The 12,553-nt window shown below is 65.2% G+C and carries 11 protein-coding genes; 4 read left to right on the top strand and 7 right to left on the bottom strand.

What is annotated here, in order from left to right; genetic code table 11:
• Positions 1–70 precede the first annotated feature (70 nt).
• The 5 genes from AC1DZT_RS09965 to coxB all read right to left on the bottom strand — a co-directional run bounded on the left by AC1DZT_RS09965 (position 71) and on the right by coxB (position 3,666).
• A complete protein-coding gene (locus AC1DZT_RS09965; RefSeq protein WP_478006471.1) occupies positions 71–934 on the bottom strand; it encodes a cytochrome c oxidase subunit 3 in 864 nt (287 codons plus the stop codon).
• 27 nt (positions 935–961) lie between these two features.
• A complete protein-coding gene (locus AC1DZT_RS09960) occupies positions 962–1,540 on the bottom strand; it encodes a cytochrome c oxidase assembly protein (protein WP_478006470.1) in 579 nt (192 codons plus the stop codon).
• Complete coding sequence (locus AC1DZT_RS09955; RefSeq protein ID WP_478006469.1) at positions 1,540–1,758, bottom strand: hypothetical protein; 219 nt, start codon at positions 1,756–1,758, stop codon at positions 1,540–1,542. Before AC1DZT_RS09955 ends, AC1DZT_RS09960 begins: the two co-directional genes overlap by 1 nt.
• A complete protein-coding gene (gene cyoE, locus AC1DZT_RS09950; RefSeq protein ID WP_478006468.1) occupies positions 1,758–2,720 on the bottom strand; it encodes a heme o synthase in 963 nt (320 codons plus the stop codon). The genes AC1DZT_RS09955 and cyoE overlap by 1 nt, the downstream gene beginning before the upstream one ends.
• Positions 2,721–2,811: 91 nt before the next feature.
• Positions 2,812–3,666: a cytochrome c oxidase subunit II gene (coxB, locus tag AC1DZT_RS09945; RefSeq protein ID WP_478006467.1), complete on the bottom strand. Its 855-nt coding sequence runs from the start codon at positions 3,664–3,666 to the stop codon at positions 2,812–2,814.
• Between the two features lie 197 nt (positions 3,667–3,863).
• Here coxB and AC1DZT_RS09940 point away from each other — a divergent pair, with 197 nt between their 5' ends.
• Together AC1DZT_RS09940 and tldD are read left to right on the top strand one after the other, a co-directional pair.
• Positions 3,864–4,688, top strand: a complete 825-nt coding sequence (locus AC1DZT_RS09940) for an alpha/beta hydrolase (protein WP_478006466.1) — start codon at positions 3,864–3,866, stop codon at positions 4,686–4,688.
• A 115-nt stretch (positions 4,689–4,803) separates the two neighbouring features.
• A complete protein-coding gene (tldD, locus tag AC1DZT_RS09935; RefSeq protein ID WP_478006465.1) occupies positions 4,804–6,225 on the top strand; it encodes a metalloprotease TldD in 1,422 nt (473 codons plus the stop codon).
• Positions 6,226–6,368: 143 nt separating this feature from the next.
• On the opposite strand, the gene AC1DZT_RS09930 is transcribed toward tldD, so the two are convergent.
• Complete coding sequence (locus tag AC1DZT_RS09930) at positions 6,369–8,678, bottom strand: Tex family protein (RefSeq protein WP_478006464.1); 2,310 nt, start codon at positions 8,676–8,678, stop codon at positions 6,369–6,371.
• 275 nt (positions 8,679–8,953) lie between these two features.
• On the opposite strand from AC1DZT_RS09930, the gene iolE reads away from it, so the two are divergent.
• Positions 8,954–9,853: a myo-inosose-2 dehydratase gene (iolE, locus tag AC1DZT_RS09925; protein ID WP_478006463.1), complete on the top strand. Its 900-nt coding sequence runs from the start codon at positions 8,954–8,956 to the stop codon at positions 9,851–9,853.
• An 86-nt stretch (positions 9,854–9,939) separates the two neighbouring features.
• Here iolE and AC1DZT_RS09920 read toward each other — a convergent pair whose 3' ends face one another.
• Positions 9,940–11,217 carry an ROK family transcriptional regulator gene (locus AC1DZT_RS09920; RefSeq protein WP_478006462.1) on the bottom strand — a complete coding sequence of 426 codons (1,278 nt, stop codon included), beginning with the start codon at positions 11,215–11,217 and terminating at the stop codon, positions 9,940–9,942.
• A 213-nt stretch (positions 11,218–11,430) separates the two neighbouring features.
• On the opposite strand from AC1DZT_RS09920, the gene AC1DZT_RS09915 reads away from it, so the two are divergent.
• Positions 11,431–12,456, top strand: coding sequence for a substrate-binding domain-containing protein (locus AC1DZT_RS09915; RefSeq protein ID WP_478006461.1), 1,026 nt, complete (start codon positions 11,431–11,433; stop codon positions 12,454–12,456).
• Positions 12,457–12,553 lie beyond the last annotated feature (97 nt).

Raw genomic sequence — 12,553 nt, 5'->3', positions numbered from 1 at the left:
CAAATATCCCACGGGAGGGTCCGGGAGGGTGTGAAACCCTCCCGGCGCGTCCAGGCAGATCGCCGCTGGATCAGGCAGCGCCCCAGACATAGACGGCGGCGAAGAGGAACAGCCAGACCACGTCCACGAAGTGCCAGTACCAGGCCGCCGCCTCAAAGCCGATATGGGCCTCGGGGGTGAAGTCGCCCTGATAGGTGCGGATCAGGCAGATCAGCAGGAAGATCGAGCCGATGATCACATGCGCGCCATGGAAGCCGGTCGCCATGAAGAAAGAGGCGCCGTAGATGTTGCCGGCAAAGCCGAAACCGGCATGGGCATATTCGTAGGCCTGGAAGAAGGTGAACATGACGCCGAGGATCACGGCCAGGATCAGGCCCTGTTTCATGTCGCGGCGGTTGTTGTTGTCATGGACCAGCGCATGGTGCGCCCAGGTCGCGGCAGCGCCCGAGCAGAGCAGGATCAGCGTGTTGATGATCGGAAGGTGCCAGGGGTCGAACATCTCGATCCCGGCCGGCGGCCAGACGCCGTCGACGACGGGCGACTGCGGCCAGACGGTGGCGCCGCTCGCATCGACGGTCGGGACCATCGGATACATGCGGTGCTTGAAGAAGGTCCAGAACCAGGCGGCAAAGAACATGACTTCCGACATGATGAACATGATGAAGCCATAGCGCAGGCCGATGCGGACGACCGGGGTATGGTCGCCGGTATTGGCCTCGTGGATCACGGCAGACCACCAGCCATACATGGTGTACAAGACACCCAGCAGGCCGATCAGCCCGATGAAGGGCGTGCCACGGGTCGTCGAGCCGTGGTTCATCCAGATCACCATGCCGAACAGCATGACGAAGGCCGAGAAGGCGCCCGCAAAGGGCCAGATCGACGGTGGCAGAATGTGGTAGTCGTGGTTCTTGGCGTGGGCGTGGTCTGCCATCGCTTGGGCTCCCTCGTTTCTTCTGGTTCAGTTTACGGGCTTGGAGGCGTCAGGGGCAAGAGCCGCCTCTGCCACATCCAGCGGTATTTGGTGGAAAGTGTAAGACAGCGTGATCTCGTTGACATATTTGCCCTCGCGGTCCTTCACGATGGCAGGGTCGACGTAGAAGGTCACCGGCATCTGCACGGTCTCGCCGGGCTTCAGGATCTGCGCGGTGAAGCAGAAACAGGCGATCTTGGTGAAATAGCCGCCCGCCGCATCCGGCGTGACATTGTAGCTCGCCTGCCCGGCCACGACATGATCGGTCGGGTTGGAGGCCTCGTAGAAGGCCAGCCCCGTCTCGCCGATCCGCAGCGTCATCGAGGTCTGCAAGGGCTTGAAGGTCCAGGGCATGTCGCGGTCCTTGGAGGCGTCGAAGCGCACCTTCACCGTCTGGTCCAAGGGCTCTGCCGGGGCATGTTTGGCGACCGAAGTCGTGCCGCCAAAGCCGGTGGTCTTGCAGAACCAGGAATAGAAGGGCACGGCCACGAAGGACAGGCTGACCATGACCAGCGCCACCAGCGCCAGCCAGGCTGCCGTCCGCTTCTGGGGGGTCATCTCGGACATCAGTTCAGATCCTGCACCGGGGTGTTCGAGGGCACGATCGGCGTGCCGTCGGGGTTGACGGCGCCCTTGCCCTGGATCGCATGCATCGGGTCGCCATGGGTCACCTTCTCGACCGTCAGGAAGAAGGAGAGGATGACGAAAGCCGCCAGCGCCACGCCGACGCCGACATTGCGCGACAGGCGGCGGCCATGCAGTTCGTGGTCAGGTTTGAAGGACATCACCAGGCTCCCAGTCCAAGGCCATGCAGCACCGCCTCGGCAAAGAGCGCCACGAAATGCAGGAAGAGGTAGAGGAGCGAGAAGGTGAAGACCTTCTTCTCGACCTTGTACTTGTCGGCCGAAGCCATGTCCTCATCGCGGCGCAGGATCGCCCAGGCGCCGTAAAGGAAGCCGAGGTTCAAGACGACGGCTGTCGCCAGATACACCGGCCCGCCGATCGAGGTGAAGCCCAAGGCCAGCGCGAAGGGGGCCAGAAGGATCGTGTAGACCATGATGTGCCGGCGCGTCGCCTTGCGGCCATGGGTCACGGTCAGCATCGGCACGCCGGCGCTGGCGTAATCTTCCTTCATGAAGAGGGCCAGCGCCCAGAAGTGCGGCGGGGTCCACATGAAGATCAGCATGAACATCAGGCACGCCTCGAGCGAGACCGAACCCGTCGCCGCCGCCCAGCCGATCATCGGCGGGAAAGCCCCCGCAGCACCGCCGATCACGATGTTCTGCGGCGTCGACCGCTTCAGCCACATCGAATAGACCACGACATAGAAGAAGATGGTGAAGGCCAGCAAAGCCGCCGCGACGAGGTTGGTCGCCAGCCACAGCATGATGACCGAGGCGACCGAGAGGGTCACCCCCAGCCCCAGCGCCTCGCCCGGCTGGATGCGGCCCGCGGGGATCGGGCGCCTGGCGGTGCGCTTCATCACCACGTCGATATCGGCATCCCACCACATGTTCAAAGCGCCCGAGGCGCCGGCGCCGAGGGCGATGAACAGGATGGCGGTGAAGGCCGCGACCGGCGGCAGCTGCGTGGGTGCCACGATCATGCCGACCAGCGCGGTGAAGACGACCAGCGACATGACGCGCGGCTTCAACAGCTGCACGAAGTCGGAAAAGCCCGGCTCGGCGGCGCCCGCCTCGACCCGGTCACCGGCCGTCTGCTCGCCAAAAGACTGGATGTCGGTCATGCGTTCACCTCAGAGCCTGCAAGAACGAAGGCCCCCGCACGACGATCTCTCGTCAGAAGGGGGCCTCTCGCCAGCGTTATGGTACAGCGCCTCAGTTCGAGGCCAGCTGGTAATTTCCGGTCTTGGCGCCTTCGAGCCACTTGTCATAGGCCTCTTGGCTGACGACCTTCACTTCGATCGGCATATAGGCATGGCCCTGGCCGCAAAGCGTGGTGCACTGGCCGAAGTAGATGCCTTCCTGCGTCGCCTTGAACCAGGTCTCGCCCAGGCGGCCCGGCACGGCAGAGTGCATCACGGCGAAGGCCGGCACGGCCCAGGCGTGGATCACGTCGGCGCCGGTCATCTCGACCTTGACGATGGCGTTCACCGGAACGACCAGCGGGTTGTCGACGGCCAGAAGATAGTCGCTTTCCTTGTAGCCATTGGCCGCAAGGTCCTCTTTCTCCAGCTTGACGGAGTCGAAGGAGACATTGGCCTCGGGATAGGCGTAGTTCCAGTACCACTGGTTGCCGGTGACCTTGATGGTCAGGTCCGACTTCGGAATCTCCATCTGGTCGAACAGCGCCGGCAGCGAGAAGGAGCCGATGAAGACCAGGATCACGACCGGGATCAGCGTCCATGCCACTTCGATCGGCGTGTTGTGGGTGAACTTGGCCGGGGTCGGGTTGGCCTTGGAATTGAAGCGCAGGATGACGAAGAGCAGAAGCGCGCAGACGAAGAGCGTGATCGCCCCGATGATCCACATGATCATGCTTTCCAGCCCCTGGGCCTGGACGGCGATGGGGGTCGCAGCCGGCTGGAAGCCGATTCCGGCCGGATGCGGCACGCCGATTTCCTGCAGAGCCTCGGCCGAGGCCGCGCCGGCCAGGGTCAAGGCCGTCACCGAGGCCGTGCCCAGGGTCAGCGCCAGAGACGAAAGACCGCGAAGGGGGGTGAGAAGACTCATGTTCAGTTCCCGTTCCATGCGCGGCTGTCCCGCCGCCTTTTAGGACGTGCCCGAGAGACAGGCAGAATCCCGTTGTTTCTGCGTCCTCTGAAACCATATTAGAGGGGCTACGACAAGAGAAAGTGATGCGGAAGGTGTTGCCTTTGCATCGGTTTCAAGCCCCCCGAAAGGAATTTCCCCTGGCCTCGGTATTTGTGATGTGGTTTGCGCGGCGCATTCTGCGGCGGCTGGCGCGGATGATCCTGCTGTTCTACGTCTTTTCGCTCGCCGGGCTTTACGCCTGCCAGCGCCAGATCCAGTACCAGCCGGGCCATGACAACCCCGCGCCCGCCAGCGTCGGCCTGCGTCACGTCACGGTGGAGCGGCTGGTGGCCCCGGACGGCGTGAACCTCGTCCTGTGGTATGCGGCCCCTGCCCCGGGTCGGCCGAGTCTTCTGTTCTTTCAAGGCAATGCCGGCACGATCGCCGACCGCGCCCCGCGGCTGGCCTATTACCAGTCGCGCGGGTTCGGCGCGGCGTTCCTGTCCTATCGCGGCTTTGGCGGCAGCGGCGGCCAGATCAGCGAGGCGGGTCTCCTTTCCGATGCCCGCACCGCCTACGACTGGCTCGCCGCCCGCACGGCGCCGGGGCGGATCGTGCTGGTGGGCGAATCCCTCGGCACCGGGGTGGCGGTGCAACTGGCAGCCCGGCTGCCTGCGGGATCGGTCGGCGCGGTCGTGCTCGACGCGCCCTATGCCTCGACGCTGGAGGTGGCCAAGGGGCGCTTCCCCTATCTGCCGGTCGGTCTTCTGATGAAGGACAAGTTCCTGTCGATCGACCATATCGCCGCCATCCATGCCCCCCTCTTCATCCAGCACGGCACGGCGGATCAGGTCGTCCCCTATGCCTCGGGGCAGGAGTTGTTTGCGGCGGCGGTGGAGCCCAAGACCTTCCTCCCCCTGCCCGGCCGCGGCCACGAGATCATCGCCGCCCGCGATGTCTGGCAGCGCGAGGCGCAGTTCATCATCCGCACGCTGAAGTAACCTCCCGGAACTGCCCCCCCCCCCGAATTGACCCCAAGGGGAAGTGAAACACCCCGCCTTGCAGCCTGTCCCCGCAGCGCCTAGGTTTGGGTGACCCTATCGAAAGCCCCCCGACATGACCGATGCCCCCTTCCGCCCGTTTGAGACCCACCTCGACGAAGCAGCCGCCCTGCGCATCCTGCGCGATGCGACGGCGGGCGCCGATGATGGCGAGCTGTTCCTTGAACGCCGCCGGTCCGAGGCCATCGTGCTGGACGACCGCCGGATCAAGACGGCGAGCTATGATGCCTCGGAAGGTTTCGGCCTGCGCGCGGTCAGGGGCGAGGTCGCAGGCTATGCCCATGCCACCGAAATCTCGGAAAGTGCGATGAAGCGCGCCTCCGAGACGACGCGCCTGGCGGTGGGCGATGGCGGCGGCGTGCTGGCGCCGCCCCCCAAGGGCACCAATCTGAAGCTTTACAGCGATGCCGACCCGATGGCCGATGCGGTCTTCGCCGCCAAGATCGACATCCTGAAAGAGATCGACGCCTATGCCCGGGCGCTCGACCCGCGGGTGATCCAGGTCTCGGCCACCCTGGCCGCCGGCTTGCAGGAGGTTGAGATCCTGCGCCCTGAAGGCTTGCGCCTGTCCGACATCCGGCCGATTGCGCGGATGAATGTCTCGGTCGTGGTCGAGGAGAACGGCAAGCGCGAACAGGGCGGCACCGGCGGCGGTGGGCGGCATGGTCTGGCCCAGCTTCTGGCGCCGGCCTTCTGGCAGGCCCAGATCCGCGAGGCCTTGCGGATCGCGCTGGTCAACCTGCGGGCCGAGCCGGCGCCCGCGGGGATGATGGATGTGGTCCTAGGGCCAGGCTGGCCGGGCATCCTGTTGCACGAGGCGATCGGCCATGGGCTGGAAGGCGACTTCAACCGCAAGCAGACCTCGGCCTTCGCCGGGCTGATGGGGCAGCAGATCGCCGCCAAGGGCGTCACGGTGCTGGACGATGGCACGATCCCCGACCGGCGCGGCTCGATCTCGGTCGATGATGAGGGCACGCCTTCGGGCAAGAACGTCCTGATCGAGGATGGCGTGCTGGTGGGCTATATGCAGGACCGCCAGAACGCCCGGCTGATGGGCGTGGCCGCCACCGGCAACGGGCGGCGCGAAAGCTATGCCCATATCCCGATGCCGCGGATGACCAACACCTATATGCTGGCCGGAAATGACAGCCCGGACAGCATCGTGGCATCCTTGAAGGACGGGATCTATGCCGTCGGCTTCGGCGGTGGTCAGGTCGATATCACCAACGGGAAGTTCGTCTTCTCCTGCACCGAGGCCTACCGGGTGAAGAACGGGGTGATCGGCGCGCCGGTGAAGGGGGCCACGCTGATCGGCGACGGGGCGACCGCGCTGAAACATATCCGCGCCATCGGCAATGACCTGAAGCTTGACCCCGGCATCGGCAATTGCGGCAAGGCCGGGCAATGGGTGCCGGTGGGCGTGGGTCAGCCGACGCTGATGATCGGCGGGCTGACCGTGGGCGGCTCTGCCGGTTGAGCCACAAATCTTCTGCGAAGATTTAGGCTTCAGATTTTCTGCGAAAATCTCTCCGGAATTTTCGCAGAAAATTCGCAACTCTCGAATTTTCGTCGAAAATTCGTGGCGCCCCGGCAAAAGCCGAAGCGCCCGGCCGCCTGCCCTCAGCTTCGGTTGAACTTCCCCTTCAAGGCTTCGGCGAAGGCTCCGCCGGTGGCAGGCGCAGCCTTGGGTGCGGCCTGCATCGGCCCCGGTTTTCCCTTGGCCGGCGGTGCGCCTCGTTCGCGCAGCTGTTCGCGCGCCTCGCCGGAGTCCTTCTTCATGGTCAGGGCGATGCGCTTCCTCACCACATCGACCTCGACCACGCGGACCTGCACGACATCGCCCGCCTTGACCACCTCATGCGGGTCCTTCACGAAGCGGTCGGCCAACTGGCTCACATGCACCAGACCATCCTGATGCACCCCGATATCGACGAAAGCGCCGAAGGCAGCCACATTGGTCACCGTGCCTTCCAGCAGCATCCCCGGCTTCAGATCCTTGATCTCGTTGACCCCTTCGGCAAAGGTCGCGGTGCGGAACTCGGGCCGTGGGTCGCGGCCGGGCTTTTCCAACTCGGCCAGGATGTCCTTCACCGTCGGCAGACCAAACCGCGCGTCGACGAATTGCCGCGGCTCCAGCCGCGCCAGCGCCGCACTATCCCCCATGATCGCCCGGATATCGCGCCCGCAGGCCGCCACGATCTTGCGCGCCACGTCATAGGCTTCCGGGTGGACGGACGAGGCATCCAGCGGCTCCGCCCCGCCCTGGATGCGCAGGAACCCCGCCGCCTGTTCATAGGCCTTCGGCCCCAGCCGCGCCACCTTCAGCAGATCCTTGCGGCTTTTGAACGGCCCGTTGGCATCGCGGTGCGCCACGATCGCCCCGGCCAGGCCCGCCGAAAGGCCCGAGACCCGCGCCAGAAGCGGCGCCGAGGCGGTGTTGAGATCCACCCCCACGGCGTTCACCGCATCTTCGACCACCTCGCCCAGGCTGCGGCCAAGGCGGCTCTGGTCGACATCATGCTGATATTGCCCGACGCCGATCGCCTTGGGCTCGATCTTGACCAGTTCCGCCAGCGGGTCCTGCAGGCGCCGCGCGATGCTGACCGCACCGCGCAGGGAGACGTCCAGATCGGGGAACTCCTTGGCCGCCAGCTCGGAGGCCGAATAGACCGAGGCCCCCGCCTCGCTGACGATCACCTTGACCGGCTTCTCCCCCGGCAGGACAGCCAGCATGTCGGCCACCAGCTTTTCCGTCTCGCGGCTGGCCGTGCCATTGCCGATCGAGATCAGCTTGACCCCATGCGCCCCGATCAGCCGCGCCAGGGTGACCTGGGCGGCGCGGAGTTCATTCTTCGGCTGGAAGGGATAGACCGTGTCAGTCGCCAGAACCTTGCCCGTCGCATCGACCACCGCCACCTTCACCCCGGTCCGAATGCCGGGGTCGAGGCCCATCGTGGCCTTGCCGCCGGCAGGAGCCGCCAGCAGCAGATCCTTCAGGTTCCGCGCAAAAACCCTGATCGCCTCGGCCTCGGCCCGCTCGCGCATCTCGCCCATCAGGTCCAGCGTCAGGCTGGTGCGCAGCTTGATCCTCCAGGCCCAGGCCGCGGCCTCGCGCAGCCAGGCGTCGCCCGGGCCGCGCCCCGAGGCCCCCGCCGCCGCCCCGCAGGCCCGCTCGCAGGGGCTTTCGCCCTTGGGCGCCTCGGGATCGACCTCGATGTCCAAAGACAGGAAGCCCTCGTTCTGACCGCGCAGCATGGCCAGGACCCGATGCGAGGGCGCCGTGGCCCAGACCTCGGAATGCGCGAAGTAATCCGAGAATTTGGCCCCCTCGACCTCCTTGCCCGCCACGCCTTTGGCGACCAGACGCGCCACCTGCTTCATATGGCTGCGCAGGCGGCCCAGCAGGGCCGCATCCTCCGAAAGCCCCTCGGCCAGAATATCCCGCGCGCCTTCCAGCGCGGCCTTGGCATCGGCGACACCTTCCTTGACGTAAGCTGCCGCCAGCGCCGCGGGCTCTGCCGCCCGGTCCGCCAGGATCGCCTCGTAAAGCCCCTGCAGCCCAAGCTCGCGCGCGATCATCGCCTTGGTGCGGCGCTTGGGCTTGTAGGGCAGGTAAAGGTCCTCGAGCTCGGCCTTGGTCACCGAAGCGGCAATCGCCTTGGCCAGGGCATCGGTCATCTTGCCCTGTTCGGTGATCGAGGCGGCAATCGCCTCGCGCCGCGCCTGCAATTCGCGCAGATAGACCAGCCTTTCCGCGAGGTTGCGCAGCTGCGTGTCGTCCAGCCCGCCGGTCACTTCCTTGCGATAACGCGCGATGAAAGGCACCGTGGCCCCGCCGTCCAACAGCTCCACCGCCGCCTGCACCTGCCCCGGCGCCGCCCCGATCTCGCTGGCAATGATCTGGGCAATCGGACGAAGCGGTGCGGTCATGGCGGTCTCCTGAAGGTGGGATTGCCGAGCATAGGTCGCTCCCCCGCCGATGCAAGCCCCGCCGATCCCCTTGCTCTCTGCGCCAATACTCCAAAGGGGCGTGAAGCGGTTTGCGGCGCCGCGGAAGGGTGTGAGACCCTCCGCAGTCGGGCTCAGGCGCACCGATGAAATGGAACAGACATCTTTCGCCTATTTTGGAATATTTATTCCAAACCCCTTGCCCAGAATCGCCGTTTTCGCTACCCCGGGCCAAAGCCAAACCCAAAGGTGATGCGATGCTAAAAGCCAAACTGGGGATTTCCCCGATCTGCTGGTGGAACGACGATCTGGTCGAACTCTCCGATGATGTGAGCCTGGAAGAGTGCCTGCGCCAGGCCTCGGTCGCCGGCTATACGGGGATGGAGACCGGGCGGCGGTTTCCGATGAATATCAACGAGCTGGGGCCGATCCTTGCCAAATATGGCATCTCGGTCTGCGGCGGCTGGTTCTCTGGCACCGTGCTGGAAGGCGATATCGAGGAGAACAAGGACCGCATCCGCGCTCAGATGGATCTCTTCATTGCCGCCAAGGCGCCCTGCATCGTCTATGGCGAAGTGGCGCGCTCGGTTCAGGGCGACCGCTCCAAACCGCTCTCGACCAAGCCGAAGCTGGACGAGGATCAGATCAGGACCTATGCCCGCAACATGACCAAGTTTGGCGAATGGTGCGCCGAGCAGGGCATGCCGCTCTCCTATCACCACCACATGGCCGCGGTGATCGAGACGGAACCGGAGCTTGACCTCTTCATGAAGCACTCCGGCGCGGGCATCCCGCTGCTGTTCGATGCCGGCCACCTGGCCTTTGCCGGCGGCGATGTCCTGCGCGCCATCGACAACCACCACGCCCGCATCACCCATGTCCATACCAAGGACGTGCGGATGGAGGTGATCAATGCGCTGGACCGCAGCAAGGAAAGCTTCCTCGACGCCGTGGTGAAGGGCGCCTTCACCGTGCCCGGCGACGGTTCGCTGGATTTCGAGGCGATCGTGAAGCGGCTGGCCTCCTATGGTTATGAGGGCTGGTTCGTGGTCGAGGCCGAGCAGGACCCGAAGAAGGCCCCGCCGCTGGAATGGTCGACCAAGGGCAACAAGGAGCTGCACCGCGTCATGGCGGCGGCCGGTTATCAGGTCGTCTGACCCTGGAAGATGGGCACATTGCCCATCCTACAGGCAGGCCTTGCGCTTGCGGTAAACGGTAGGATGGGCAATCTGCCCATCTTCCCCTATTGCGCCGCGATGTCGCGTTGCCCGGTCAGGGCGCGTTCGCTGACCGCCGACAGGGCCAGGGCGGCGGCGCCATGGGCCCAGAGCAGGTCGCCCCAGGCGTGGATCTCGATCGGCGGCTGCGGGCGGCCGGAGTTGATGACGAGGTCGCGCATCTCGGCCAGGGTTTCGGCGGCATAGAGGTAGTCGTATTTCATCCGCTCGCCCGACAGGATGATCAGCGCCGGGTCGAAGAGGTTGACCACATTGGCAAGTCCCAACGCCAGATAGCGCCCGGCCCGGCGGAAGATCGAGCGGGCCGTGGCATTGCCCGCCTTGGCATGCTGGTAGAGGCTCTCCAAGAGCACCGGCACCGAGGGGCTTTGCTGGTGGTTGAGGTTCAGCGCCGTCATCGCCTCGCGCGCCAGGGCATAGTCGGCGACATAGGCCTCGAGACAGCCCCGCTGGCCGCAGCGGCAGAGCGCGCCGTCGAGCTGCACCTTGGTGTGCCCCAGTTCCAGCCCCAGCCGCTGCGCGCCGCGGTAGATCCGGTGGTTCATCACGAAGCCCATGCCGACGCCATGCTCGATCGTCACCACGGCGAAATCCGGCAGGCTGCGCCCGGCGCCGAACCAGAGCTCGGCCAGGGCCACCATATTGGCGTCATTGTCGATATAGACCGGCAGGCCGGTGCGGGCCTGGGCGGCGGCGGCCAGCGGCACGGCGCGTTCGGTCAGGGTGGAAGACCAGTGCACCATCCCCTCGGCATGGTCGATGAAGCCGGGCACGCCGACGCCGATCCCCGACAGCGCGGCGCGGCCGATCCCGGCCTTGGCGCAGACCCGGTCCAGAAGGATCTCGATCGCGTCCAGCATCTCGGCCAGCGTGGTCGGGCCCGGCTCGCGCGCAATCACGTCATCGGCCAGCATGTTGCCGGCGAAATCCACCACAACGGCGGTATGTTCGCGGTCCGAAAGCTTCATGCCCACGACGTGATGCGCGGCCCCTCGCACGCCCAGGGCCACCGCCGGGCGGCCACGGCCGCTTTCGGTCTCGCGCGGGGCGGCCACTTCCTCGATCAGGCCGGCCTCGATCAGCTCCGAGGTGATCGTGGTCACCGTGGCGGGGCTGACACCGATGTCCTTGGCCAGCTGCACCCGGGCGATCAGCCCCAGGGCGCGAATCCGGTCGAAGATCTGCTGGCGCAGCGGGCGCATCTGTTCGGACCAGGCCGCGATCAGCGGGCCGCAGCCCTGCCGCAGCTCCTCCTCAGATGATCCGGACTCTGGCCTGCGCATTTATTCACATTCCGAACGAAAGCAAGCGCCTTCGGTCACCTTTCCTGCCATAATTGCCGCGATGCAGCAACGATTTCGCCCGAAATCGTGCCTCACACAGATTGGCGCATCAATTTTATTTTGACAACTGAATTTATTAGCGGCAATTTCCGCTCAGTCCCGGCGAATCTGCGGGGACGGCCATACGCTGGCCGCATCCATGGGAGGATTTAAATGCGTAAGGTACTTTTGGTCGCACTTCTGGCCGCAACGAGCCTTTCCACCGCTGCTTACGCGGGTGGCAAAAAGATCGGCGTGTCCTGGGCTTCGTTCCAGGAAGAGCGCTGGAAAATTGACGAAGCCGCCATCAAGGCCGCCATCGAAGCGGCGGGCGACACCTATATTTCCGCTGACGCACAGTCTTCGTCGGAAAAGCAGCTCAATGACGTCGACGCGCTGATTTCGCAGGGCGCCAATGTGCTGGTCATCAACGCCTGGGACAAGGACGCCATCGGGCCGGCCATCGAGAAGGCCGCTGCCGAAGGCATTCCGGTCATCGGCTATGACCGCCTGATCGAAGACAACCGCACCTTCTATCTGACCTTCGACAACATCGGCGTCGGCAAGATCATCGCCACCGAAGTGATGAAGGCCCAGCCCAAGGGCAATTATGCCATCATCAAGGGCGATGCGGGCGACCCGAACGCCGGCTTCCTGCTGCAGGGCATGATGTCGGTCATCGGCGATGCGGTGAAGTCGGGCGACATCAAGATCGTCGGCGAGTCGTTCTCGGACGGCTGGAAGCCGGAGAATGCCCAGAAGAACATGGAGCAGATCCTCACCGCCAACGACAACAAGGTCGATGCGGTTCTGGCTGAGAACGACGGCATGGCCGGTGGCGCTGCTGCCGCTCTGGCCGCGCAGGGCCTGACGGTTCCGTTGGGCGGTCAGGACGGCGACAAGGCCGCCATCAACCGCGTGGCGCGTGGCACCCAGACCGTTTCGGTCTGGAAAGACAGCCGCGCGCTTGGCAAGGCTGCCGGCGAGATCGCCGCTGCCCTGGGCGAGGGCACCACGATGGACAAGATCGCCGGTGTGACCAAGTTCTCGGACGGCCCGAAGAAGGTCGAGATGAACGCGATCCTGCTGACGCCGACCGCGCTGACCAAGGACACGCTGAACCTCGCCATCGACGCGGGCTACATCACCAAGGCCGAGGCCTGCGAAGGCGCCCTGCCCGACGTGGCCGCCTGCAAGTAAGGCTTGCGCCTGATCCCCGGCGCCATCTTCGGGTGGCGCCGGTCTGCCTTTTCCAGGGCTGATCCGGGTTTGGGATCCGGACAAGCAGCCCGAAGCA

The organism is Rhodobacter sp. P1_C2 (genome assembly GCF_056406375.1).
Note: the sequence above shows the minus strand (reverse complement) of the source record. Positions and strands in the feature narration are given on the sequence as shown.